Origin of the sequence: Polaromonas sp. C04 (assembly GCF_002002705.1) — a bacterium.
Classification (GTDB): Bacteria; Pseudomonadota; Gammaproteobacteria; order Burkholderiales; family Burkholderiaceae_C; genus Rhodoferax_A.
In genome coordinates this window covers 23,287-48,284 of record NZ_MUNS01000038.1, presented here as the reverse complement: position 1 = coordinate 48,284, position 24,998 = coordinate 23,287, and the positions used below count along the sequence as shown (strand labels likewise).

Genomic DNA, 24,998 nt, shown 5'->3' with positions numbered 1-24,998 from the left:
CAGGGGTCATGGGTGAGTTCTGCGTCGCTGCCGCGCCGCATCATCGTCGCCATCTCGGGCGCCAGCGGCGCTGTGTATGGCGTGCGCCTGCTGCAGGTGCTGCAGGGCACGCCGGGGGTGGAATCGCACCTGGTGGTGTCTGAGACGGGCTGGCGTACCCTGCAGTACGAACTGGCCATGGAGCGCGCTGGCGTGCAGGCGCTGGCGCACCAGGTGCATGACGCGCGCAACGTGGGCGCCGCCATTGCCAGCGGCTCGTTTCAGTGTGCCGGCATGGTGGTGGCGCCATGCTCCATGCGCACGCTGGCGGCGGTGGCGCATGGCCTGGCCGACAACCTGCTCACGCGCGCCGCCGACGTGATGCTGAAAGAGCGCCGCCGCCTCGTCCTCATGGTGCGCGAGACGCCGCTGCATCTGGGCCATCTGCGCAACATGGTCAGCGTGACCGAGATGGGCGCCATCGTCTGCCCGCCATTGCCCGCGTTCTACCTGCGCCCTGCGAGCGTGGCAGAGATCGTGGACCACGGCGTGGCGCGCGTGCTCGACCTGCTGGACATTCCGCACCACCTCGCGCCGCGCTGGGAAGGTCTGGCGGCGCCGGCTCTCGATAGTCCCGACTTGCTATGAAAAACAGAGCTGCTCGCGCTTGTTCATCAAGCGTCACAGGCTCTTTTCCTTGTAAAACCAGCCATGCCCTACCGTGACCTGCGCGACTTCATGGCCCAGCTGGAGCAGGACGGCGAGCTGCGCCGCATCGCCGAGCCCGTCTCGCCCTATCTGGAGATGACCGCGCTGTGCGACCGCGTGCTGCGCGCGGGCGGCCCGGCGCTGCTGTTCGAGCGGCCCACGGGCCACAGCATGCCTGTGCTGGGCAACCTGTTCGGCACGCCGGCGCGCGTAGCGCGCGCCATGGGCGTGGGCAGCCTCGCCGAACTGCGCGTGTTTGGCCATGTGCTGGCGGCGCTCAGGGAGCCGGAGGCGCCGCAAGGCTTCAAGGACATGCTCGGTCTGGGCCGCCTTCTCAAGACGCTGTGGCACATGGCGCCCAGGGAGCGCAGCTCGGCACCGTGCCAGGAGGTCGTGTGGGAAGGGCAGGGCGTGGATTTGACGCGCCTGCCAGTGCAGCACTGCTGGCCCGGCGACGTCGCGCCGCTCATCACCTGGGGCCTCGTCATCACGCAGGGGCCGCACAAGGCGCGGCAAAACCTGGGCATCTACCGCCAGCAAGTCCTCTCACGCAACCAGCTCATCATGCGCTGGCTCGCGCACCGGGGCGGCGCACTGGATTTCCGCGATCACTGCGCCGCGCACCCCGGCGTACCCTACCCCGTGGTGGTGGCCCTGGGCGCCGACCCGGCCACGATTTTGGGCGCCGTCACGCCGGTGCCCGATAGCCTGTCGGAATACCAGTTTGCCGGCCTGCTGCGCGGCGCCCGCACCGAGGTGGTGAAAGCGCTGGGCGTGCCGCTGCGCGTGCCGGCCTCGGCAGAGATCGTGCTCGAAGGCCACATCTACCCCGACGCCCTTCATGCCAGCGGCTATCAGCACGCGCTCGAAGGGCCGTTCGGCGACCACACCGGCTACTACAATGAGCAGGCCGAGTTCCCTGTGTTCACGATCGACCGCATCACCCAGCGGCGCGATGCGATCTACCACTCCACCTACACCGGCAAGCCGCCTGACGAGCCCGCCGTGCTCGGTGTGGCAATGAACGAGCTGTTCATCCCCCTGCTGCAGCGCCAGTTTCCGGAAATCACCGATTTCTACCTGCCGCCCGAGGGCTGCAGCTATCGCATGGCGCTGGTTCGCATTAAGAAGGCTTACCCTGGCCATGCGCGGCGCGTCATGATGGGCGTATGGAGCCATTTGCGCCAGTTTATGTACACCAAGTTCATTGTGGTGGTCGATGACGATGTGGATGTGCGCGACTGGCGCGAAGTGGTCTGGGCCATCACCACGCGCATGGACCCGGCGCGCGACACCATGCTGGTGGAGAACACCCCGATCGACTACCTCGACTTTGCCTCGCCCGCGAGTGGTCTGGGCAGCAAGATGGGGCTCGACGCCACGAACAAATGGCCCGGCGAAACGCAGCGCGAGTGGGGCCGCACGATCGCTATGGACGCGAACGTGACAGCGCGCATGGACAGTCTGTTTGTTGCGCTCGGGCTGTAAGGGGGCAATGCCCCATGGACTTCGACCTTTCCCCGCGCGCCCAGGACCTGTGCCGGCGCCTTGAAGACTTCATGGCGCACTACGTGCTGCCTTACAACGCCGCCTGGCACCAGGCGGTGGCCGGGGGGCTGTACCCGCCCCCATTTCTCGAAGACCTGAAGACGCTGGCGCGCGAGCAGGGGCTGTGGAACCTGTTTCTGCCGGGGCTGCGCCAGGACGAGCCCGGCACACGCCTGTGCAACCTCGACTACGCGCCGCTGGCCGAGATCATGGGGCGCCTGCTCTGGGCGCCGGAGGTCTTCAACTGCAGCGCGCCCGACACCGGCAACATCGAGCTGCTGCACCGCTTCGCCACGCCGGCGCAGCGCGCGCAGTGGCTGGGTCCGCTGCTGCACGGCGCGATGCGCTCGGCCTTTGCCATGTCCGAGCCCGACGTGGCCTCGTCCGACCCGACCAACCTGCAGACCACGCTGCGCCATGATGGCGATGCGCTGGTGCTCAATGGCCGCAAATGGTTCATCACCGGCGCCGCCCATCCGCACTGCAGGCTGCTGATCGTGATGTGCGAGAGCGGCGACGGCGCCGGCGAAGCGCCACAGCACGGCCGGCACAGCCTGGTGCTGGTGCCGATGGACGCGCCCGGCCTGCGCCTGGTGCGCAACATTCCCATCATGCAGCACCATGCGCCCGAAGGGCATTGCGAAATCGTGCTGCGGGATGTACGCGTGCCGGCCGCGAACCTGCTGGGAGCCGAGGGCGCGGGGTTCGCGATGGCGCAGGCGCGGCTCGGGCCGGGGCGCATCCACCACTGCATGCGCACCATCGGCCAGTGCGAGCTGGCGCTGGCGCTGGCCTGTGAGCGCACCCTGGAGCGCCGCGCCTTCGGCAAGTACCTGGCCGACTTCTCCAACGTGCAGGAGTGGATTGCCGAGTCGCGCCTGGAAATCGACCAGGCGCGGCTGCTGGTGCTGCGCGCCGCGTGGGCGCTGGACCAGGGCGCCCATGCGGACCTGAGCGCACAAAGCCGGGCCGACGTGGCCGGCATCAAGGTGGTGGCGGCGCGGCTGCAAACCCGCGTGGTGGACCGTGCCATGCAGGTGTTCGGCGCCATGGGCCTGTCGCCCGACACCCCGCTGGCGTATTTCTGGACCTGGGGCCGTGCCCTGCACCTGATGGACGGGCCCGACGAGGTGCACCTGCGCAGCGTGGCGCGGCACGAACTGGCCCGGGCGCGTGCACGCCGCGGCGCGACGGCCGCCTACTTCACCACGCCCGAGCAGTTGCTGGCGCCGCCGCGCATTCGGTGAGCGTGCGCGCACGCAGCCATCGTGGACCAAATCTGGAGCCAGTCGGACTGAGCACCTTGCGTCTGCACATGTACAAAGCTGTTGGAACGGTTCGCGGCGAAATCGTGGAGCCTCTTGTAACCCAGAGAGCTACGCGTTCGGACTCTTTGACTTCTGGGCGATTGCCATGGTATCGAGCGCACTGACCACGCTGACCGCACTGCTTGCCATGTCGGCAGCGGAGGTCAACTGCTGAGGCGCACAGGCAGATCGCCTGCGCGTCGCACTACTGAGAGGTCTGCGGCGTGGCGATTCGCTGCAAGGTGGCCGCATCCAGAATGCGGATATGGCGCTGCCTGACCTCGACGATGCCGTCTTCCGCAAATTTCGAGAATGTGCGGCTGACCGTTTCGAGCTTGAGGCCGAGGTAGCTGCCAATTTCTTCGCGCGTCATGCGCAGCACCAGCTCGGATGGCGAGAAGCCGCGTGCATGCAGGCGCTGCGCCAGATTCAGTAAAAATGCCGCCAGGCGCTCTTCGGCCCGCATGCTGCCCAGCAGCAGCATGACCCCGTGCTCGCGCACGATCTCGCGGCTCATGATCTTGTGGACATGGCGCTGCAGGGCATTGACTTCGCGCGACAGCTCCTCGATCCGCTCGAATGGCATGACGCAGACTTCGGCGTCCTCCAGTGCGACGGCATTGCAGGTGTGGTGATCGTTGACGATGCCGTCCAGCCCCACGACTTCTCCGGCCATCTGGAAGCCCGTGACCTGATCGCGCCCGTCCTCGGCCGCCACACAGGTTTTGAAGAAACCCGTGCGAATGGCATAGAGCGCGTTGAACTTCTCACCATTGTGGAACAACGTGGCCCCGCGCTTGACCTTGCGCCTCGTGGTCACCAGCTCGTCGATACGGCGCAATTCTTCGGCATTCAGATCCAAAGGCATGCACAACTCCCGCAAGTTGCAATTGGAGCAGGCGACCTTGATGGTTTGCGGCTTTATGACCAGCGGGACGCGGTTGCCCTTCGGGCTCGCTACTTGCCCGCTTGCATTCTTCGGGGCCGGACTAAGCATGTTACTTCTTGAGTTGGCTTATGCGGCGATGAACCTGCATGATGTTACTGCGAGGGGCGGCGCGTTCCGGGCGGACCCGAAGACCTGGCACTTCATGCTCGGCCTCGGTGTCTTCGTGCTGGTTGCGGTGCGCCTGGTGGTGCGTCTGTTCGCGGGGACCACTGCGCCAATCGTGCCGGCAATACCGCATCGGCAACAGCGTCTGGCCGAAGCAGTCCATATCGGGTTGTATGTCTTCATGATCGGCATGCCTCTGTTCGGCCGACTCGCCGTCAGTGCCAAAGGCGATCCGGTCTTGTTCTTCTGTGTGCATAGCTGCCACCGCTGATCGGCGGGAACAAGGCGCTGTATGACTCGCTCAAGGAGATTCACGAAACAATTGCCACGATCGGCTACCACCTGATCGGGCTGCACGCCGCTGCCGCACTCTTCCACCACCACCTAATGTGCGAGAGCACGCTGCTGCGAACGTTGCCGATGCGACGCTGACCCGGGGAACTTGTTTGGGCAGGGTCTCCAAATTTTCGTTGTCGGTAGGGTGAGGCGCATGGCTTGCCCACTCGCCCATCCACGGCGCTGCCTCTACGCTTCGCCAAGTGATTTTGCACTCGCGTCACCTGGTCGTGACCGGGCCCGTCAGTGCATCAGCCGCCGCGCGCCAGCAGCGGATCCACCACGCGCTGCAAGCGCTGCGCCGTCCACTCGGGCGAATCGTCGTTCCAGCCATTGTCGATCAGGCGACCGGTACGGTCGATGACAAAGCTTACGGGCAGGCGCCAGATGCGGCCGTACACCGGAACCCAGGGGCTGCCGAGCAGGCCCACCGGAAAGCTCAGGCCTGCCGCGACCGTGCGCACCTTGGGCAGATTCTGGGCCTCGTCCAGGCTGAAACCCAGCACCTGCAGGCCCTGCGGCGCATGACGTGCGGCGTAGGCCGAGAGCAGGGGCAGCTCCTCGCGGCAGGGCACGCACCAGGTCGCCCAGAAGGTGGCAATCACCACCTGCCCGAGCAGATCGCGCGTGGCGATGCTGCGTCCGTCCAGCGTGTGCAGTACCAGCGGCGGCGCCGGCTGGCCCACCTTCAGTTCAGCCGCGTGCACCCGGGTGAACAGGCCGCCAGCGCCTGCGATGCCCAGCCCGACCGCTGCGCGCAGCAACGCCCGGCGCCGCAGACCGGGCACCAGCAGCGGGCACCCGGTGGTGGCACTTCGGGAAAGGGATTCGCCACTCATTTCGGCGGTGGGTAGCCCTGCCGGTCCCAGCTGAAAAGGCAATGTCATGGTGCCGTCCAAACCAAGCCAATAGCTGCCCATAATGGATGCCGGTGCGGTTTTGTAGGGAAGAGCGGGTGCCAGAGCGGCAGGCTATTTGATCTGCGCCACCATGTAATCGACGGCGGCCTTGACGTCGTCATCGGACAGGCTCGGGTTGGCTCCCTTCGGTGGCATCGTACCCTTGGCTCCGGTAAATCCCTTCAGCGCATGACCATACAGCGTTTCCTTACCTTGGGCTATGCGCGGGCTCCAGTCAGCCTTGTCCCCGAACACCGGGGCTCCGCCGGCGCCCGTGGCGTGACACAGCGAGCAAGTCGCCTTGTACACATGCTCGCCCTTGGCCATGCTGTCGTTGGCGGCTGGAGCGGCCGCCGCGGGTGGCGCGGTGGCGGTTGTTGCTGGCACACTTTCGTTCTTGCTGCATGCAGCGAGCACGGCCAGTAAAAGCAATGGATACAGAGTTCTTTTCAGCATCGGGGACCTCACGTTGTAGAAATAATGAATGGGGCGGTTCTTGATTTCGGCCACGCACGGGCGGTCTTGCCGCTTGTGCAAAGGCGAAGGATACCGCTCCCTATGTGCGAAATGGCCTTCCGCCGAGAGCAGCAAACGCAGGTGTCATGAAATCGTGCAGCGTGCCGTTGGCTTCGCGCACAATAAAATGCGCCGCCACGCCTTGCGACACTGCGCAGGCATAGCCCTTCTCGGGTCCAAGCACGATCAGCTTGCCCATCGCGTCGGCCAGCGCACCCGTGGAAGCGACGACGCTGACCGAAGTGAGGCGGTTGGCGATGGGCCGTCCAGTTGCCGGGTTGATCTCGTGTGAGTAGCGGCGGCCGTCGCGCTCGAAGAAGATGCGATAGTCGCCTGAGGTGGCGATCGATAAGTCGGAAAGGGGCACGACGTACCGTGGCCGGCGCGGTCCATCCACCGGCTGTTCGATTGCCACTTGCCATGGCCGGCCTTCGGGATTGCGTCCGCGCGTGCGCACTTCACCGCCGGCATCGATCAAATAGTGCTCGATGCCGAGCGTATCGAGCGCCTGCGCCGCCTTGTCCACGCCGTAGCCCTTGGCGATACCCGACAGATCGGCACGAACCTGTGGCCGCACCTTTGCAAGAGTGCCAGCCCTTTCATCGAGCCTGAGCAGTTGCCACCCGACGCGGCGTTCAAGTCTGGCGACCTCACCGTCGCCGACGACGCGCTCGCGCCGGCCGGGTCCAAAGCCCCATGCATCGACCGCCGGGCCGACGGTCACGTCGAACGCGCCGCCGGTCGATACGCTCACCTGGCGCGCTAGCGCAAACACCGTCAACAGATCCGGCGACAGCGCGAACGGAAGAGTCGTCGGGTGTGCGTTGAAGCGCGACAACTCCGACTGCGGCTGATGCGTTGACATGGCCGTGTCCACTGCGGCGAGCGCGGTGGCCACGGTATCGCGTGCAGCAGACTGCAGCGCCTGCGACAGGTGGCGACCCGTGATTTTGAAGGTATAGATCGAGCCCATGGTCAAACCGCCGAATTCGGCCATCGGTCGCGCATGCGGCGAATACGTTTGACCGCAGGCGGTGAGCAGCGACGCCGCACCCAAAACGCCAACAAAAGTCCGCCGACGAGGAGAAATTAGCATGTCCACTTTTTAATATTACTGTGGAGGCTTGGCGCTCGCCTTGATGCCGATCAAAGAAAGGTGCGTCCGTCTGTCTCGAATCGAGTCGCCCGCAGAAAGCTCATCGGACGAGTCTGCACGTGAGAGGGTTTGGTTGGCCATGGAGCTGCGTCTGTCAACGGCTGTGGACGGAACCGCCGGCCGCCGCGTCGATCACTAAGCCATCGAGCCGGTGCAGCAGCGGATCTTCGAGCACAGCGGCGATCACGGCGTGAACATTGCCCCAGGGATCGTCGCCAGGGTGCGTCAAGGGATCCGGGCGCAAACCGCCGTCGCCGTCGTGCAGATGGTTGGGGAAAGTAGCGAGCTGCCGATGCAGGGGTGCCGTGTCGATGCGCAGCTCGACCTCGCCCCAGCGCCAGAGAATGGAATATTCCTCGGCACTGGCGATGCGCAGCTCGATCACGACCTCGTTGCGCAGTCGCACCAGGAGCGCATCGAGGCACAGCTCTGTAGGTTCCACGAGGGCCACGGCGAACTCGCGGTCGATGGCGTCCTTAAGGTCCGAATGCAGCATCATCAGCCTCCCAGCTCGACCACGGCAGCCTGCATCTGGCTGCGGACCGCTTCGCGCGTCGCGTCCAGGATGCATGCGCCAAGGTAGTCGTCGTAGCCAGGATGTTCGGCGACGGACCCTTCACGGACGAGGTCTAGCAAGGCCTCTTCGCTGTCGACACCGTGCCGACGCAGCACGGTTTTGCGGTTCTCGCGCAGCTCGAAGAGAAGGCGACTCAGTTGCTCCAACTGCTCCGCCCCCGCCAGTGGCAGACTTTCGAAATAATTCGTCATACCAGTCTCCTTACATTTTGTGGTCTTTGAGGACGCCGCCATCCACGACAGCCATGTCCGGCGTGACCTGATCAAAGCGGTAAACCTTCCCCCCCTGCCGAGTGGCGAATGTCCGGGCGTCCTCCTCGCGGGCAAAGGAGACGAGCGTCGGCCCCATGGCACCGCGCGCCTTCGAGCCGGCCACATAGAAGGCGGTCTTCGCATCGATCCAGTGACCGATTGGCTTGTTCCAGTCGGCCTGCGCCATGTCCTGCACAAAGATTGCCCGTACGCGCTTTTGCTGCTCGGGCTGAAGGTAGATCGAGAACATCCCGACGGTGTCGCAGAAGAAATCCGGATTTCCGTGGTCGTAGTGGATCTGCCCCTTCGGTCCCGGATAGTCCAGCAGGGTCATGCCGTCGAGGCTGTCAACAATAGTGCGATCGAGCGGGACCGGCTGGATGGCGACCGTTTCGCTCTTGCCGCAGCCGGAGAGAACGGCCGCCCCGCCGAACGCGAAGGCAATAGCAAGGGCCGCCGCGGTATGGCGCAACAAACGGAAGGGAAATGTTTTCATTGGCGGAATCTCCAGGTGGCTAAGCCCAAGGGCACGGCGATCCAGGCGAGCATGACTGCCCCGAGCAAGCCTGGGCTGGCGAGCCGCTCGGGGAATACCGTGGTAAGGCCGTAAAGAGTGCGCACGTCATTGAGGCCGAAGATGTTGAGGATGCGGAAAACATCGGCGGGGTTGAGCAGTAAAAGATAGGGGAAGGTGTCAGCGGCCACGGCGCCGCCGCTGACGACCAGCGCGCCCAGCAGCAGCAGGTCATAGACCAGGACGAAGAAGAACCACAGGGCGATGGCACCGCCGCTGGCGCGGGCCCGGTCGGTCGCGAACACCGAGACCGTCACAGCCAGGCTGAGGAAGGCCATGCCCAGAAGGACGGAACTCAGGATGAAGCCGGCATAGTGGTACCAGGCCTCAGGCGGAAGTTTGAAGCCGAGCAGCAGGCCGACCAGACCGAAACCGACGACGGTGGAACAGGCCAGGGCCGCCGACAGGCCGAGAAACTTGCCCAATAGCAGTTCGAAGCGCGTCAGTGGCATGGACAGCAGCAGTTCCAGCGAGCCCCGTTCACGCTCGCCGACGATCGCATCGAAGCCGAGGATCAGCGCGATGAGGGGCACCAGGTAAATGACCAGGCTGACCAGGCTGGCAATGGTCACCTCGATGCTGCGAAACCCGATGGCACCCTGCTGGGCGGCGCCGAAATAAGCGATGACCAGGGCAAACGCGGTAAATACGATGGTTACCGCGAGTACCCAGCGGTTGCGGATGCGGTCGCGGAACTCCTTGGCAGCGATGATGCCGATCTGGCGTGGTTCGATGGCGAAGATGGTCATGGAATTCATCCCGAATAGCCGAGAAACACGTCCTCGAGAGACGGCTCTTTCATCTGAAGATCGATGGCACACCCGTTCAGCGACGACAAGGCCTGCAGCACGGCCATCTTGATCTCGCGCGGGCAATGTACCGACGCCCGGTCGCCATCGATCCGGATCTCACCAACGTTCAGGGCCGCCAGCGACTGGCGCAGCGAGGACTCGGCGCCGGCGGCCAGGCGCAGCTCGAACCACATGGGCAGCGCCATCGCCTCCCGCAGTGACTGCACGGTGCCCAGGGCCTGAATCTTCCCGTTCTTCATGATAGCCAGGCGATCGACCCGCTCCTGAATCTCCGACAGGATGTGGGACGTCAGCATCACGGTGGCGCCCGCGCGCCTCATCTGCTTCAGGATACGGTAGAAATCGCGGATGCCTTCGGGATCCAGTCCCGTGGTCGGCTCATCGAGAAACAGCAGTTTCGGTTTGCCGAGCAAAGCCTGCGCGAAGCCCAGGCGCTGGCGCATGCCCTTCGAGTAGCCCTTCACGCGGCGATCGGCGGCGGCGGAAAGCCCGACACGTTCCAGCAGCGGCCCGCATTCGGCAAGATCGACGCCTTTCAGACGGGCGAAGAAGGCCAGGGTCTCGAGGCCGCTCAAGTTGTCGTAGAAGACCACGTTCTCGGGCAGGTAGCCGAGCTGGCGGCGCACCTTGCGAAAGCCCGGGCCACCGACCGGCTGGCCGTCGATGCGGATCTCGCCGGCGCTCGCGGGAACGAGTCCGAGCATCATCTTGAACAGCGTGCTCTTGCCGGCGCCGTTGTGCCCGATCAGGCCGAACACCTGGCCGGCTTCGACCGTGAGGTCCACGCCGTCCACGGCCAGGACTTCGCCGTAGTGCTTGGCGACCTGGCAGATTTCAATCATGTTGTTTGCCCATCCATTGACTCCAGTGGCTGTGTGCGGGCTGCATGCGCGGCTCGGGGTCCACGATGCTGGGCACACGCAGCAGGGGAAACTGCTGGGCAATCAGGCGCAGGGATTGGATCGCCGGACTGTTGAGCAGGAGCTTGACCACGGGCAGTCGCCAGATCAGCCGGTCCACCACATCGTTGGCCTCGTAAGGTACGTCGCCGATCCCGTTGCCATCGCGGTCCCAGCCGACGTAGTTACTCCAGTAGTTTCCGGTCCTGATGCCCCAGCGCTCGTCTTTCGCCGCGACATAGCGAACCTGCTCCTGGTTGTGGATGAAGTCGTTGCCATCGACTTCGTTGTGGATCGAGCCGGCCCAGACATGGGCGCCGACCCGGTTGTCGATGACCAGGTTGTTGCGGATCGCGTTGTACTCGGCGTCGTAGATGAAGAAGCCGCGCTGGTTGCCGGCGACAATGTTGTTCTCAATCACCGAGTCCTGGATGGTGCGCAGCATGATGCCGACATCCGAATTGCCCCAGGCGCGGTTGTTGCGCACGACCTGATTGCGCGTCTCCATCAGCGCCAGGCCGTCCCGGTTATGGTAGACGTCGTTGTCCTCCCACACGTTGTAGTACGAATTCATGTAGTGCGTGCCATAGCGCACATCATGGATTTTGTTGCCGCGAAACACTGCGTGATGAGACACGTCGACGTAGATGCCATCGCGGGTGAAGCTGATATTGTTGCCGACAAGCCGGGCCCCGCTGGTGTTGTAGAGTTCGATTCCGTTGCCGCGCTGGGCCGAAGCATAGTCACGCTTTCCAACAATCAGGTTGCCGATGATCTGAGGGTCACGGACTCCCTCGATCCACAGGCCAAACAGGCTGTAGATGATGTCGCAGTCCTTCACCACGAACCGGTCTGCCCCGGGCTGGATGTAGATACCCGCGTTCTGGGCAGTCAGGTCGTCACCGCTGTCGGTGACGATCAATCCTTCGATGGTGACGTCAGGCGAGATGATGCGGATCGTATCGCCAGCGAGGCCACCGCTGATGGTGGGTCGATCAATTCCGATAATCTTCAATGGCTTGTCAATGCGCAGATGGTCGTCGTAGCGACCGCGCTCGATCGCCACTGTGTCGCCCGCGCCGGCGCGGGCCACGGCGGCCGCAATGGACTCGCCGGGATGGACCCGGATCTCGGCAGGCAAGGCCGGGGCCGTCGCCACCACCAGGACCAGGACTAAAGCAGCGACCCAGGGCTTCGCGCGAAGCGTCAATAGAGCCATCGTAGCCCCGGCAGCCCCTGCAGCATCTCCAACACGCCGAAGCCCTTCATGGTGAGGAACAAGGCGGCACCGATGATCAGGTTTTTCATCGAGACGTAGGCCGCCATGTCGGCCCAAGTGGCCGGGCGCAACTTGCGGCCCCACCATGGCCCCTCCTTGACACGGGGCTTGTAAGTCATTCGCGTCACCAGTTCGTAGACGCTCCAGGCCAGCCACCAGCCGAGGATGATGCCTGGGCCAAGCTGGCCGGCCGCGCCCAGCAGCCAGGCCCACGTGACCAGAACGGCCAGGCCAATACCCGCTGCCCGGAAGAAGATGGGGTGGTGCAGGAACTCTCGGCTCCACGGCGACAGGTGATCGACGGCCTCGTCGCGCAGCCAGGCCAAAACGCCCTGTTTTGCCACCGGCACCGGCTCAACGACCGGCACCGGCGCGGCGGCGACAGGCGTGATCGGAATGAAGTAGCCGTTGGCACCGATGGGTGTCATGGGCAGCCCTGCCCTGGTCCGTGCCTTGCGTTCCTGCACGAGGGGCGGACAGCTATGGTCGTCGTAGTACAGGATCATGCAGTCCAGACACAGCAGACATTCGCGCGGATCGATCTGTCCCTTGGTATTGATCGCCTGGGACTCGCAGCCATGTTCGCAGGCGGCACAGGGCCCGCACTCCTTTTTCCGCTTCAGGCCCCACCAGCGGAAGGTGGAGGGGATCGCCAGGCTGGCGCCGAGCGGGCACAGGTATTTGCAGAAGGGACGCTCGATGAACAGGGCTGCAGCGAAAAGGAGCCCCCAGAAAGTCACGAAAGGCCAGGACCGATTCCAGACGCCCACCAGGAAGGTGGTCTTGAAGGGCTCGATTTCTGCCAGCTTCTCGGCCGTCTCCATCGAGTAGAACGATACCGCAAGCAGGCACAGGAAGACGCCGTACTTGACCCACTTCAGCTTGTCGTGCAACCGCTGGGGCAGCTTGGTTTGAAAGCGCTTGAGGCCCAGGCGTCCGGCCACCTTGTGGGCGATTTCGGTGAGGGCGCCATAGGGGCAGAGCCAGCCGCAGAACATGCCGCGCCCCCAGAAGAACACCGAGATGATGATGAACCACCAGAACAGGAAGACGAATGGATCCGACAGGAAAAGGCTCCACTCCCATTTGAAGAGAATCTGGTGGAACCAGGTCAGCACCTGGGTGATCGAGGGCACGGCCAGCAGGTAGAACCCGGCAAATCCGATACTGATGGCCCACATCGTGTATTTGGGCACCGAAACCCAGCGTTTGTCCTTCCGGCTCGAGTGGCGCACCAGCCAGTCCCGGCTGGCATAGGTGGTTCCGGCGGCTGCCAGGAAGAGGGCGAACAAGACGATCTGGAGCGGCCGGGCCTGCCAGGCCTTCAGCCAGGTCGGTGCTGGTCGTTCGTAATACGGATGGCCACCGACCAGGTAGCGCGCCGGCAGCCAGTATTCCTTCTCGAAGCTGACGAAGGATTTCGCACCGGTCTCCTGGTCTATCCGGTTCGCCAGGAAGACCAGGTTCCAGGGATAGGCGCTCGAGAAGCCCGCAGAGCGAATGATGAAGATTCCCGACTCGTGGTAGGTCGGTACGCCGGTGGCGTGCACGTCGTAGAGGTTGAGGTAGTCAGTATCACGGAAGGTGAAGGTGTCCATGTCCTGGGCCACCTGGATCCGGTCGAAAATGCCCCCGCGCACGAACCCAGATCCCTTGAAGGACTCGGTGCCGTTGGCGATAACGAAGATCGCATGCTCGCCGGGCTTGAGGCGCCCCATCAGGGCCTCGTAATCGCTATCGCCAAGGATGCTGCGGCCGACGACGGGCGCATCGAGGTCGCCGAAATACATGTCGATCAGGCGTTGGTCGCTAGGCGGCCTGCCGACTTCTTCCGGTCGTACGGTCAGGCGCTGCACACCACCTTCCTTGAGCAGCGCCGCCCAGTCGAGCTTGCCTTCGACCGGCATGAATTTGGCCTGCGGTCGCAGGGTCGGCTTGAGGATGCCGACCTGCTGCGCGATCGCCATCGCCGAGCGCAGGATCACCTGGTTCTCGGAAATCACCGTGACCGTGGCGCCACTGATCGCGTCCAGGCCAACGTAGCCTTGTTCGGCGTGGGACTTGCCGATTTCCATCCTGGCGCCCACGAACTTGCCGACGTATTGATTGATGAACCGGGTCAATGCCGTCTCGGGAATACCGAGCAGCAAGATGGGTTCCGCGTGGCGTAGTACTCTCACGCCGGCAATGTCGCCCCGCGTGTCCATACCAATCAGCGTGACGATGGGCTGGCCGGAATAGCCTGGTATATCGACAACGTCCGTTGACAGGAAAACGTAGCCGACGAGCTGACGCTGTCCTGCCGTCGTTCGGTAAGCCTCGACGTAGGGCGGACGCCCTTTGCGCTGGGAAAAACTGTCGGCCCCGGGCATGACCTGCTTGCAGGGCGCATAGGCGCATAGGTCGGGATCCGTCGTCAATTGCGCCGGCAGGTTCGCGTCGTAGGCTTGATCGCTGGCAGTGGCGGCACTGACAGGCGCCATGACCGAGAGGGCCGTCATCAAGACGGCCACGATACGCAGAACAAGGATTCGCACAATCACGCTCTCAGACGCCATGGCGTCGATTCGAAAAAGCGAACGGAACCCCGCGAGTCCGCGAGGTTCCGCCGCGACAAGGCCGAAATGGCGCCGCTCAAGCCTCCACCAGCATCCGCGAGCGCATCTCGAGGTGCAGCGCGTGGCAGAAGCTGGTGCAGTAGCACCAGTAGACCCCGGGCTTGTCGGTCTTGAAGGTGACCGACTTGGTCTCCTGGGGATTGACAATGAAGTTGATGTCGTGATGCGGGATGGCAAAGCCGTGCGTCAGATCCTCGACCTTGTCCAGGTTGGTCAGGATGATGGTGACCTCGTCGCCTTTCTTCACCGTCCACTCGCGCAGCCCGAAGGCCGGCGCCTGAGAGGTCAGATGGATCGTCACCTGCCTGCCCTTGCGCTCCACCCGGCAGTCCTTGGCATCCTTGGTCGCAAGGGGGAACTCGTTGATGTCATACACCTGCCGGGTCTTGATCCTGTCGCGCGGAATGATGATGGAATCGTGGGGTTCCGAGTAAGCAGAGTGGTCCGCTATCAGCTTCATCTTGTCGCCGCTGATGTCGATCAGCTGCGCACTCTCGGGATGCAGTGGTCCGACCGGCAGGAAGCGATCCTTGGAAAACTTGTTGTCGGACAGGAAGTACTTCCCATCCGCCTCCTTGGTCTCGCCCATGGAAGTAAAGCCATGGCCTGGTTGGTATTGAACGTCGAGGCGGTCCACCACCGGCTTCGCCGCCTTGTCGCCTTTGAAGGACTTGATGGCGGCGTCGAGATTCCATTTGACGATCTGGCTGTCGAGGAAGAGCGTCGTGTAGGCGTTGCCTTTGTTGTCGAACCCGGTGTGCAGCGGACCGAGACCGATTTCAGGCTCGGCGACAACGGTATCGCGGGGTTCCTTGAGCCCGCCATCGAACCATTTGAGTACCAGATCGTGTTCGATCAGGGTCGCCGTCGGCGACAGCTTGCCCGAACATGCGTAGTACTTGCCGTCCGGGCTGGCATTGACGCCGTGCGGATTTTTCGGCACCGGCACATAGCAAGTCAGTGCGGTTTTCGGATCTGCGTTGGCGGCCTTGGTGCCATCCACGACCGGAACCTTGGAGCTGCCTATGTGAAACGTCTTGCCGGCCTGCACCGCAGCTTCGATGCGCGCAATGTTGAAGAAGACACAGGAGTCGCGCTCGGCGGACATCATGTCCTCATAGTGAACGCCGCCTTCGGTGTTGTATTGGTTGGAACAGGCCAGCTTGCCGTCGTAGGAGGACGCCACCAGGTCCATATTGCCATCTACCTTGACCTGCCAGCGGGGCTCCAGGGTCTCCGCATCGACACAGGTGAACAGGCAGAAATACTTCTTGGGATCGTTCAGATCGCGGCCGTCGTTGGGTTGAGGAATGTGGAACTCGCTGCCGCAGAAAACGCGGGTTGTGTAGTTGATCTTCGCGTCCACCGGGTCGCGCTTGTCCGGAAAGATACCGTGGAAGCCCTGGACATTCGGCAGTTCGGTGATCTTGTCGCACTCCATGGTATCGAGCCGGATTCGAGCAATGCGGCCATGGATTTTGTCATTTACGAATAAGTATTTTCCGTTGTAGGTGCCGTCGGTATAGCTCGGATGCACATGATGGGTATCACCGGTGCGGTAATTCAGGCTGCCATCCGCCTTGGTTCCGATGATCTTTTTCGATTCGTTGGTGATCCCCCATCCGACCAGACAATCGATGTTGAACACCGGAATGCGCTTGAACAGACGACCTGAGGGCAAGCCGTAGATCCGGCATTCGCCCGATTCACCGCCGGAGGAGAAGGAATAGTAGGTATCCAGCTGGCCCGGCGGAATCTCGTACTTGGTGTAATCGATCGTGCTCGCCCCGGACGTCGCCGCAGTCTGACCCGCCGGCGCAGCCGAATTGGACGACTCCTTGCACCCAACCAAGCCCAGCGACAACCCGGCCCCGGCGAGACTGGCCACTGCGCCGGTGTTGAGGAATCTACGGCGATCCGGGCGTGCGGGACTGACTGTTTCAGGGACTTCCTTCGGGGCGTGCATGGCAAATTTCCTTTTGTGTTTCGATGGGTTGGCTGCGGATCTGGCTCGCAAGACCCGCTGGGTAAAGTCGCGCCGTGCGGCCAGCCTGCGGCAAACCCAGCGGTGTTTTGTGGTTTGACTGTCGAAAGAGTATCCACATCAACGCGAGAGGGATTTGATGTGCATCAACAGTGAAGCATCAAGGCACTCAAACAAACGGCGCCAAAACTTATCGATGGTTGCCTATTTCAACTGAGCTCCATGTGAGTCAAGAACATGCACAGTGACTGGTATGCCGGCGCTGACGCTTTGGGTGACGGTGCAGAAAGCTTCAAATTGAGCCAGCGCCCGGTCAAGGTGCGTCAGCTGGGCGGCCGGGACTCCGAGATGCAGGCTGGCCACGATCTGCAGCACCCGCAGTCTGCCATCGGCATTGCGCCCGACTTCGCCGCTCACCACGCAGCGCAGCGGTTCGGGGGTCTGCTTGAATTTGCGCAACGCAAACAGCAACGAATCGCTGAGGCAATTGCCCACTGCCGCACACAGTAATTGAACCGGAGAGGGGCCGCGGCCAGTCCCCAGTGGTGCCGGTTCTTCGCCGATGATCAACGGTATGCCTTCACCAAAGTGCATATCAAATCGATAGTCCTGCTGCTGGATCAATTCGACAGTGATGAGAGGTTCGTTCATGAGTTTTCGTCGTTCAAGGAATGAGGCCGGTAGCCGCGAATGGGCAGCTCACTTGTCCAGACGCTCGATGCCGAGCGCCTTGAGCATGTATTTTTCGTAAATCGGCTCGGAGCTTCCATTCTTCATCTTGTACAGGAAGTATTTCTCGAAGGCGACCTTGGCGACGTGCACCCACTTGCCCTTCTTGAACCAGTTGACGTTGCGCGGCGGAATCTGTGGCAGCGCCACGAAAACTGCACCGGTGTCACCCATATCGGCCAGGCAAATCGCATTCCAGCTGGCCTTGGCCGTCGCTGGCTGGCCGGACAGGTCGGCAGTGATGTTGTTCACGATGGCGCTGACCATGGTTTCGATCATGTAGCCGGTTTTGGGCGCTCCCGTGGGCACCGGCGTCACTTCAACGGGTGGAATGGCCACACACACGCCGGCAGAGAAGATGTTGCGGTATGTCTTGCTGCGCTGAAATTCGTCAATCAGCACAAAGCCGCGCGGATTGCACAAGCCTGGCACGGCAGCCACCGGATCCACGCCCTTGAAGGCCGGCAACATCATGCTGAAGCCGAAAGGCAACTGGTGTTCTTTTTTGACCTGGCCACTGTCGTCCAGTTCGGTCACGAACATCGTCCCGGCTTCCACCTTGGTGACGCGCGCGTTGGTGATCCATTTGATGTCGTTGCTGCGGAAATCACTCTCGAGCATCGATTTGGAATCCCCGACGCCGCCCAGACCCATGTGACCGATGTAAGGTTCGCTGGTGACAAAGGTCAGGGGCACCTTGTTGCGCAGCTTGCGACGCCGCAGATCCCGGTTGAGAATGAAGGCGAATTCATAGGCGGGCCCGAAACAGGATGCACCCGGCATGGCGCCGACGATGACCGGGCCGGGATTGTTCAGGAACGCCTGATAGTCAATCCAGGTCTGCCCGGCATGGTCCACGTTGCAGATGGAGTGCGTGTGGCCATCCGGACCGGAACCCGGCACCTCGTCAAACGAGAGCTTGGGACCGGTGGTGATCACCAGATAGTCGTAGGCGAGGCTGCTGCCGTCCTGCAGCTGCAGCGTGCTGGCGGCCGCGTCAATGCGCGTGACCGCCTGCGCCACAAAGTCGATTCCTTTTTTCTCGAGGTAGGGCTTGATCGGAAAGGTGATGTTCTCTCGTTCACGCCAGCCCACCGCGAGCCAGGGATTGGAGGGGACAAACTGAAAATAGTCCACCGCGTTGACCACGGTAATGCGGTGCGTCTTTGCGAGTTTTTCACGCAATTCGTACGCTGCGGGCATGCCGCCAGTGCCGGCGCCCAGGATGATGATGTGAGCCATGGTTGTCTCCTTTCGGTAAATAAACTTTCCGGTCTGTACGGCGTATCGATCCTGCTCAGCGTTGCAGCAGGGTGTTCACGGCCTCGAGCCGGGCCTCATCGAGCTGGCCTGCCAGCGCCTGCAAGCGCAACTGGTTCAGCAGCAGGTCCACCCTGGCTTGCAGCAGGGCCAGCTCCGCACTGCTCGCATCGCTTTCGGCGTTCAGCAGATCCAGCGTGGTGCGGTCACCGACCTGTCGGCCGAGTTGCGTCGCGTCCAGCCGGGCCCGGCTGGCCTTGAGTGACTCCGCCAGCGCGCCGATGCGGGCACTGCCCGCCTGCAGCCCGAGCCAGGCCGCCCGCGTTTGTTGGTTGATCTGCTGGCGTGTACGGTCCACTTCAGCCAGCGCCTTGTCCTCCAGGTGCAGCGCTTCCGCCTGGCGCGCGCTGCGATAGCCGCCGGTATAAAGCGGGATGGTCAGCTGCACACCGATCATCGCCTGGCGGGTGGTGTTGCTTGCCGGGCCAAAGTCGCCGCTGCCACTGAGGCGTTGCGCCCCGGCCTGCGCCACAAGGTCCAGCTTCGCTGAGGCGGCGGCGCCGAGTTTGACGGTCTCCTCCTGGGCGACCCGAGCCTTCGCCAGCTGCATGCGCAGTTGGGGGTTGCCGTCCGCCGCCAGTGCCAGCCAGTGGGCCAGCGGTGGCAATGCTTCGGGCACGGCGCTGCCGGCGGGGGACAGCATTTGAAGCGACGGAGACACCAGGCCGGTGGCATCGGACAGCGCCATCTGTGCGAGCTGGAGCTCGTTGTCGGCGGCGAGCACCTGCGCGCGCAGACTTTCGGCACGGGCCGATGCTTCGTAGGTGTCCGTGACGGGCGCATCGCCTATCGCGAAACGGTCCTTCGCCTGCGCCCACGCCCTCCCGACTGCGCTGTGCTGCCGCTTCAGGAGATCCAGTTTGCGCTGCGCCAGAATCACGTCGAAATAGCGCTGTACCGTGTGCAGCATCAGGTCCTGCCGGCTGGACTGCCACTCCAGATCGGCGGCATCCGCAGAGATATCCAGTTGTTGCGACTGGGCCCGCCGCTCGCGGCTGATCAGCGGCTGGCGGGCTTCGAGCGTCCAGCCGCTGGCGTTGCCGTCGTTGATCGAGGTATTGAAGGCCACGCCGTTCGACTGGCCGAAGGCGGGTGCGGAAAAGTTGGCCCCTGTCGTCCCGGTGTTCGCGCTCATGCGGGCCGCGTTGCCACTGAGGGTCACCGTGGGCCGCCACAAGGCCGAGGCCTGTGCGCGGCGCGCTTCGCCGGCCCCGCGCGCAGCCTGCGAGATGGCGACGTCCGGATCATGCGTACTGGCGGCATGCCAGACATCGAGCAGGTCGGTGGCCCGGGCCGCCAGCGGCGCGCCGGCCATGACGATGGTCATGACGGCAGCGGCCAGTGCGTTGAGCGGCTTCATCACGCCGCGTCTCAATTGCCGGACGTTGCGCCCAGCTTGCGCAGGATCGTCTCGAGCATGCACCATTTGGTGAGGGCGCTTTGCAGCAGGTTGGCTCCCACGAACGCGGTGAATGCAAGCCACCACTGACTCACAAAGATCGGGCTGCCTGGAATGCCCAGCGCGAGGGAAAGCAGAATAAATGCGCCCGCAAACAGGCGCACAAGTTGCCATGAGGTCATGAGGAAACTCCTTGAGGTGGGGTGGGGGAATCGCCAGGGGTTGGCGGGGTTGGCTGAAAGACGCGGTGATAAGCCGCGTAATACAGCGTCGGGATCACCACCAGCGTGAGCACAGTGGAGACCAGGATGCCAAAGATCAGCGAGATCGCCAGTCCGTTGAAGATCGGGTCATCGAGGATGAAGAAGGCGCCCAGCATGGCGGCCAGCCCGGTCAGCAAAATCGGTTGCGCCCGCACGGTGGCGGAATGCACCACGGCCCGCTTGAACGGCACGCCGTCGCGCACTTGCAAATTGATGAAATCGACCAGCAGGATCGAGTTGCGCACAATGATGCCGGCCAGTGCAATCATGCCGATCATGCTGGTCGCGGTGAACTGCGCGCCGAGCACGGCGTGGCCGGGCATCACGCCGATGAGCGTCAGGGGAATCGGCGCCATGATGATCAGCGGCGTCAGGTACGAGCCGAACTGCGCCACCACCAGCAGATAGATCAGAATCAGCCCGACGGCATAGGCCGCGCCCATGTCGCGAAACGTCTCGTAGGTGATTTGCGATTCGCCGTCCCATTTGAGGGCGTAGTCCCGATACGCGTCCTGCGGCTGGTGAATGAAGTATTCGACGAGCCGGCCACCACCCGGGGTGACGATTTTCGCCAGTTCGCTGCGCATCGCAAACACACCGTACAGGGGGCTGTCGACCTTGCCGGCCATGTCGCCGACAACGTAGTTCACGGGCAGCAGATCCTTGTGATAGACGGGCTGTTCACGCGCCGTGTCAGTGACCGTGACAAGTTCGCGGATCGGCACCAGCTGGCCTGAGGCGCCGCGTACCGAGAGCTGCAGCAATGTGTTGAGGTCGCCCTGGCGGTCTGGGGGCAATTCGATCATCGCCGCAGCCGGGTACTTGCTCTGGTCGTGCAGGTACGTCGCTGCCTCGCCGCTGAGGCCGGCGCGCAGTGTGGTCACGATCGCCTGCTGCGGCACACCCAGCATCGCCGCTTTTCTGCGCTCCACCAGCAGCAGCGTCCTGGGAGCCACCGCGATGCTGCTGTCGTCCACATCGACCAGCCCCGGTGTTTTCTCGAATACGGCGCGCACGGCCTTCGCGACTTCGCGTCGTCCCCCGGCGTCGGCCCCGTAGATCTCGGCCACGATGGGTGAGAGCACCGGCGGTCCCGGCGGGACCTCGACCACTTTCACGTTGGCGCCAAACTGCCGTCCAATCTTCTGCAGCGCCGCACGCACGCGGGTGGCTATCTCGTGGCTTTGCTCCTTGCGCAACTGCTTGTCGAGCAGGTTCACCTGCAAGTCCCCGACGTTGCCGCCGGTGCGCAGATAGTATTGGCGCACAAGACCGTTGAAATTGATCGGCGCAGCGGTGCCGGCGTAGGCCTGGTAGTTGCTCACCTCGGGCACCGTGGCCAGGTAGGCACCCAGCTCGTGCAGTACGGCCGCGGTCTGCTCGACGGGCGTGCCGGACGGCATGCCCACAATGACCTGGAACTCGGACTTGTTGTCGAAGGGCAGCATCTTCAGCAGCACCAGTTTGGTGGCGGGCAGCGCCAGCGAGGCCACGATGAGCAGCGCAATGCCCAGTGCGAGCCGGTGTCGATGGCGCGAGCCGCGCGCGTCGTCGAGCAAAGGCCGGAACAGCCGATCGAACAGGGGGCCAAGCCGGGCTGCGAGGCCGTGTCCGGCAAGATGCACGGCGACATTGCGATCCCCTTCACCCCGCGCCGGGGCTGGCGGCGTGGGCTTCAGCCACAGCCGTGCGAGCCAGGGCGTGACGGTAAAGGCAATTGCCAGCGACAGCGCCATGCCCATGCTGGCGTTGATCGGGATCGGACTCATGTAGGGGCCCATCAGGCCGGACACGAAGGCCATCGGCAGCAGCGCGGCAATCACCGTCAGCGTGGCGAGAATGGTGGGACCGCCGACTTCATCGACAGCGCCGGGGATGATCTCGGCGAGCGGAGTTCCAGGGCGCTGTTGCTGGTGCCGGTGAATGTTCTCGACCACCACGATGGCGTCATCGACCAGGATGCCAATCGAGAAGATCAGGGCGAACAGCGAAACCCGATTCAGCGTGAATCCCCAGGCCCAGGAGGCAAACAGCGTCACCGTCAGTGTCAGAACCACCGCGCTGCCGACGATGGCTGCTTCACGCCAGCCCAGCGCAACGAAGACCAGCGCCACGACCAGCGCGGTCACGAACAGCAGCTTGTGAATGAGCTTTTCAGCCTTATCGTTCGCCGTGGCACCATAGTTGCGCGTCTCGGCCACGGTCACGTCCGCCGGAATCACCGTGTTGCGCAGCACCTCGACACGGCGCATCAGCGCATCGGCCACGTCGATGGCATTTTCTCCGGCCTTTTTGGTGATCGCTATCGTGACCGCAGGATATTCGGCCGCCGCTTTGCCGTCTTTGGCGGCCGAGCCATACCATACGTAGCGATTCGGCGGCAATGGTCCGTCGCGCACGCTGGCCACGTCACGCAGGAACACGGGTTTGCCGCCGTGCACGCCAACCACCAGATCCGCCACCTCGCTGGCCCGACGCAGGAACGGGCCTGCGTCGATGGCGACTGCACGGTTGCCTGTGATCAGGTCACCGATCGGCAACCCGACGTTGGCCGACTGCAGCGCCTGACGCAGGTCGGGTACCGTGACGCCGGCGCCCGTCATGCGCGCCGGATCCATCTCGACCAGCACCGCGCGCCCCGGTCCGCCCACGGTCGTCACCTCGCGCGTGCCCGGCACACGTTTGAGATCCGACTCAATGCTGTGCGCGACCCGCTCCAGGTCGAAGGCGCCAGTGGCAGGGTTTTTGCTGAATAGCGTGAGGGTGACGATGGGCACATCGTCAATGCCCTTGGGCTTGATGATCGGATCGAGCACACCCAGCCCCTTGGGCAGCCAGTCCGCATTCGATTGGATGGTGTCGTAAAGACGCACCAGCGCCTCGGTGCGCGGCACGCCGACCTTGAATTGCACGGTGAGCACCGCCAGGCCCGGATGCGACACCGACATCACATGCTCGACGCCCACCATCTGGGACAAGACCTGTTCGGCCGGCGCCGCCACCATCTGCTCCACATCGGTCACCGCCGCGCCCGGAAATGGAATCAACACATTGGCCATGGTCACGTTGATTTGGGGCTCTTCCTCGCGCGGCGTCACCAGCACGGCAAAAAAGCCGAGCAGCAGTGCCACCAGCGCCAGCAGCGGTGTGATCTTGGCGCTCTGGAAACGTGCGGCGAGGCGGCCGGCGATGCCCATGACGGATAGCGCGCTCATGTCAGCGCACCCTGGCTGCCGCCTGTGGATCGATGGCGACTTTTTCGCCCTTTTGCACGCCGCTCAGCACCTCGATGCGGTCGCCGTCCAGCGGTCCCACCCTGATTTGTCGCAGCAGCGGGCGTCCATTGGCGCCGATGACGTACAGCCCGGTCATCTCTGCGTGCCGAACCACGGCGCTCGCGGGAACGTATAGGCGGCTCCCCCCGCTGCTCGCCGCGGCGACGGGCAGCCACACCCGTGCGAACATGCCGGGCACCACGCCCTTGACGCCCGCAGGCAGATCGAGCCGTACCTGCAACGTGTGGGTGGCCGCATCGGCCGCCGGCAGAATCTGCACCGGACCAGGCTCAAGCAGACCCTGGCCGACCGGTGCACCGGGGAGTTCGAGCCGCAGGCTTTTGCCATCGGGAACCCCTTGCAGCGCCGATTGAGGTATGGCGGCCGTCACCCGCAACGCCGAGGGGTCATACAAGCTCACCAGCGGACGGCCGGGTGTGGCCATGTCACCCAGCGCGACCGGTACCGCGCTGACCACGCCCGCATAAGGGGCGGTGACGACGAAAAACCCCGATTGCGTGTGGGTTGCGCTGGCCTGCGCCTGCAAGGCCTGCACCTGGGCCCGTGCCGCCTGAAACTGGCCTTGGGCGCGGTCCAGCGCGGACTGGCTGATGTACTGCTTTTGAAACAGCTGCTTTTGCCGCTCATAGTCCGCGGACGCCACGCTCAGGGCGGCCTGCGCGGCGCGCGCCTGCGCCGCACTCGCGGCGGCCAGCTCGCCCGCGGCCCGGGCGTCGATGCGCAGCAACTCCTGCCCCGCCCGGACCCGCTCGCCAGCGCTGACATTCAGGGCCACGATCGCCCCGGACACCTGGGCCGACACATTCGTTTGGCGGACCGCTTCCACCACACCGTCGAAACTGACCCCGTCGGCGACGCTGGAGCCTGCGGCTTGCACCGTCACGGTCGCGAGCGAGCCGCCATCCGCCGCGCCAGCGGGCAGGGCGGTCATGACACAAGAGGCGACCACGAGGGTCGCGAGCCCGGCTTTCAGCATCCCGACCTCCCCGGCCACGAGCAGTGCAGCCGTCTTTTCGAATTGAGTTTCATTATTTAACTAATAAGCTAATTAGTTAAATGATACAATAAAACTGTCCGGTATTCACTGAGCCTGATCAATAAAAGGCCTTTTGATCTCATGAAAACTGCTCTGCCAAAAGAGGGACCCCCCATGGAGAACATGCCCCCCGAGGCTTTGTCGGAAGTTGCGGCCTATTTCCAGGCGTTGTCGGAGCCGACACGTCTGCAAATTCTCAATCTGCTGCGCCAGGGCGAATGCAATGTGGGGGAGTTGGCGCGTCTGTGCGGCTTCACGGCCGCCAACATCTCGCGCCACCTGACGCTGTTGACCAAGCGCGGCCTGGTGGCGCGCGAGAGTCGGGGCACAAGTGTGTACTACCGCATCGCCGATGAGTCGGTCTATGCCTTGTGTGACCTGGTGTGCGGCAACATTGCGCGGGAGCTGGAGCGCACCGCCGAACGCCGCCTCGCGTTTTCGCAACCCCACTGACGCCG

Annotated in this window: 23 protein-coding genes; 5 read left to right on the top strand and 18 right to left on the bottom strand. The window is 63.6% G+C overall.

Translation table 11 applies throughout. From position 1 onward, the window contains the following. The first annotated feature begins 12 nt into the window (after nucleotides 1–12). The 3 genes from B0E49_RS15370 (at nucleotide 13) to B0E49_RS15360 (ending at nucleotide 3,482) form a co-directional block, all read left to right on the top strand. Nucleotides 13–627, top strand: a complete 615-nt coding sequence (locus B0E49_RS15370) for a UbiX family flavin prenyltransferase (protein WP_077563087.1) — start codon at nucleotides 13–15, stop codon at nucleotides 625–627. 63 nt (nucleotides 628–690) lie between these two features. Then, nucleotides 691–2,175, top strand: coding sequence for a 4-hydroxy-3-polyprenylbenzoate decarboxylase (gene ubiD, locus B0E49_RS15365; RefSeq protein ID WP_077563086.1), 1,485 nt, complete (start codon nucleotides 691–693; stop codon nucleotides 2,173–2,175). Between the two features lie 14 nt (nucleotides 2,176–2,189). Next, nucleotides 2,190–3,482: an acyl-CoA dehydrogenase family protein gene (locus B0E49_RS15360; protein ID WP_077563085.1), complete on the top strand. Its 1,293-nt coding sequence runs from the start codon at nucleotides 2,190–2,192 to the stop codon at nucleotides 3,480–3,482. Between the two features lie 265 nt (nucleotides 3,483–3,747). On the opposite strand, the gene fnr is transcribed toward B0E49_RS15360, so the two are convergent. Further along, a complete protein-coding gene (gene fnr / locus B0E49_RS15355) occupies nucleotides 3,748–4,467 on the bottom strand; it encodes a fumarate/nitrate reduction transcriptional regulator Fnr (RefSeq protein ID WP_077563101.1) in 720 nt (239 codons plus the stop codon). Between fnr and B0E49_RS15350 the strand changes: the two genes are divergently transcribed. Beyond that, a complete protein-coding gene (locus tag B0E49_RS15350) occupies nucleotides 4,409–4,867 on the top strand; it encodes a cytochrome b (protein WP_286138049.1) in 459 nt (152 codons plus the stop codon). The two genes, fnr and B0E49_RS15350, sit on opposite strands and share 59 nt — an antisense overlap. Before the next feature lie 316 nt (nucleotides 4,868–5,183). Here B0E49_RS15350 and B0E49_RS15345 read toward each other — a convergent pair whose 3' ends face one another. The 17 genes from B0E49_RS15345 to B0E49_RS15265 all read right to left on the bottom strand — a co-directional run bounded on the left by B0E49_RS15345 (nucleotide 5,184) and on the right by B0E49_RS15265 (nucleotide 24,435). Further along, on the bottom strand, nucleotides 5,184–5,771 hold the full coding sequence (locus B0E49_RS15345; protein WP_077563100.1) for a TlpA disulfide reductase family protein: 588 nt from the start codon (nucleotides 5,769–5,771) through the stop codon (nucleotides 5,184–5,186). Between the two features lie 132 nt (nucleotides 5,772–5,903). Continuing rightward, nucleotides 5,904–6,287 carry a c-type cytochrome gene (locus tag B0E49_RS15340; RefSeq protein ID WP_077563099.1) on the bottom strand — a complete coding sequence of 128 codons (384 nt, stop codon included), beginning with the start codon at nucleotides 6,285–6,287 and terminating at the stop codon, nucleotides 5,904–5,906. A gap of 100 nt (nucleotides 6,288–6,387) precedes the next feature. Then, complete coding sequence (locus tag B0E49_RS15335; protein ID WP_077563084.1) at nucleotides 6,388–7,443, bottom strand: FAD:protein FMN transferase; 1,056 nt, start codon at nucleotides 7,441–7,443, stop codon at nucleotides 6,388–6,390. A 154-nt stretch (nucleotides 7,444–7,597) separates the two neighbouring features. Then, nucleotides 7,598–7,999, bottom strand: coding sequence for a toxin-antitoxin system TumE family protein (locus B0E49_RS15330; RefSeq protein WP_077563098.1), 402 nt, complete (start codon nucleotides 7,997–7,999; stop codon nucleotides 7,598–7,600). A 2-nt stretch (nucleotides 8,000–8,001) separates the two neighbouring features. Continuing rightward, complete coding sequence (locus B0E49_RS15325; protein WP_077563083.1) at nucleotides 8,002–8,271, bottom strand: MJ0235 family protein; 270 nt, start codon at nucleotides 8,269–8,271, stop codon at nucleotides 8,002–8,004. Between the two features lie 10 nt (nucleotides 8,272–8,281). Continuing rightward, a complete protein-coding gene (locus tag B0E49_RS15320) occupies nucleotides 8,282–8,827 on the bottom strand; it encodes a nitrous oxide reductase accessory protein NosL (RefSeq protein ID WP_077563082.1) in 546 nt (181 codons plus the stop codon). Further along, nucleotides 8,824–9,654 (bottom strand): ABC transporter permease, encoded by an 831-nt coding sequence (locus B0E49_RS15315; protein ID WP_217349252.1) that lies wholly within the window; start codon nucleotides 9,652–9,654, stop codon nucleotides 8,824–8,826. The genes B0E49_RS15320 and B0E49_RS15315 overlap by 4 nt, the downstream gene beginning before the upstream one ends. A gap of 5 nt (nucleotides 9,655–9,659) precedes the next feature. Further along, the gene (locus tag B0E49_RS15310; protein WP_077563081.1) at nucleotides 9,660–10,559 is read right to left on the bottom strand and encodes an ABC transporter ATP-binding protein; all 900 of its coding nucleotides are present in this window, start codon (nucleotides 10,557–10,559) and stop codon (nucleotides 9,660–9,662) included. After that, nucleotides 10,552–11,835: a nitrous oxide reductase family maturation protein NosD gene (locus tag B0E49_RS15305; protein WP_077563080.1), complete on the bottom strand. Its 1,284-nt coding sequence runs from the start codon at nucleotides 11,833–11,835 to the stop codon at nucleotides 10,552–10,554. The genes B0E49_RS15310 and B0E49_RS15305 overlap by 8 nt, the downstream gene beginning before the upstream one ends. Beyond that, a complete protein-coding gene (locus B0E49_RS15300) occupies nucleotides 11,823–14,453 on the bottom strand; it encodes a 4Fe-4S binding protein (protein ID WP_077563079.1) in 2,631 nt (876 codons plus the stop codon). Before B0E49_RS15300 ends, B0E49_RS15305 begins: the two co-directional genes overlap by 13 nt. Nucleotides 14,454–14,529: 76 nt before the next feature. Beyond that, a complete protein-coding gene (nosZ, locus tag B0E49_RS15295) occupies nucleotides 14,530–16,479 on the bottom strand; it encodes a TAT-dependent nitrous-oxide reductase (RefSeq protein ID WP_077563078.1) in 1,950 nt (649 codons plus the stop codon). A gap of 222 nt (nucleotides 16,480–16,701) precedes the next feature. After that, nucleotides 16,702–17,148 (bottom strand): OsmC family protein, encoded by a 447-nt coding sequence (locus B0E49_RS15290; protein WP_077563077.1) that lies wholly within the window; start codon nucleotides 17,146–17,148, stop codon nucleotides 16,702–16,704. A 48-nt stretch (nucleotides 17,149–17,196) separates the two neighbouring features. Further along, complete coding sequence (locus B0E49_RS15285) at nucleotides 17,197–18,468, bottom strand: NAD(P)/FAD-dependent oxidoreductase (protein ID WP_077563076.1); 1,272 nt, start codon at nucleotides 18,466–18,468, stop codon at nucleotides 17,197–17,199. Nucleotides 18,469–18,523: 55 nt separating this feature from the next. Next, nucleotides 18,524–19,906: a TolC family outer membrane protein gene (locus B0E49_RS15280; protein WP_077563075.1), complete on the bottom strand. Its 1,383-nt coding sequence runs from the start codon at nucleotides 19,904–19,906 to the stop codon at nucleotides 18,524–18,526. An 11-nt stretch (nucleotides 19,907–19,917) separates the two neighbouring features. Further along, complete coding sequence (locus tag B0E49_RS15275) at nucleotides 19,918–20,127, bottom strand: YgaP family membrane protein (RefSeq protein WP_077563074.1); 210 nt, start codon at nucleotides 20,125–20,127, stop codon at nucleotides 19,918–19,920. Further along, entirely contained in the window at nucleotides 20,124–23,423 is a 3,300-nt protein-coding gene (locus tag B0E49_RS15270) for an efflux RND transporter permease subunit (RefSeq protein ID WP_077563073.1), read from the bottom strand. Before B0E49_RS15270 ends, B0E49_RS15275 begins: the two co-directional genes overlap by 4 nt. 1 nt (nucleotide 23,424) lies before the next feature. Next, nucleotides 23,425–24,435 carry an efflux RND transporter periplasmic adaptor subunit gene (locus B0E49_RS15265; RefSeq protein ID WP_286138046.1) on the bottom strand — a complete coding sequence of 337 codons (1,011 nt, stop codon included), beginning with the start codon at nucleotides 24,433–24,435 and terminating at the stop codon, nucleotides 23,425–23,427. A gap of 219 nt (nucleotides 24,436–24,654) precedes the next feature. Between B0E49_RS15265 and B0E49_RS15260 the strand changes: the two genes are divergently transcribed. Next, nucleotides 24,655–24,993, top strand: a complete 339-nt coding sequence (locus tag B0E49_RS15260) for an ArsR/SmtB family transcription factor (RefSeq protein ID WP_077563072.1) — start codon at nucleotides 24,655–24,657, stop codon at nucleotides 24,991–24,993. Nucleotides 24,994–24,998: the final 5 nt, after the last annotated feature.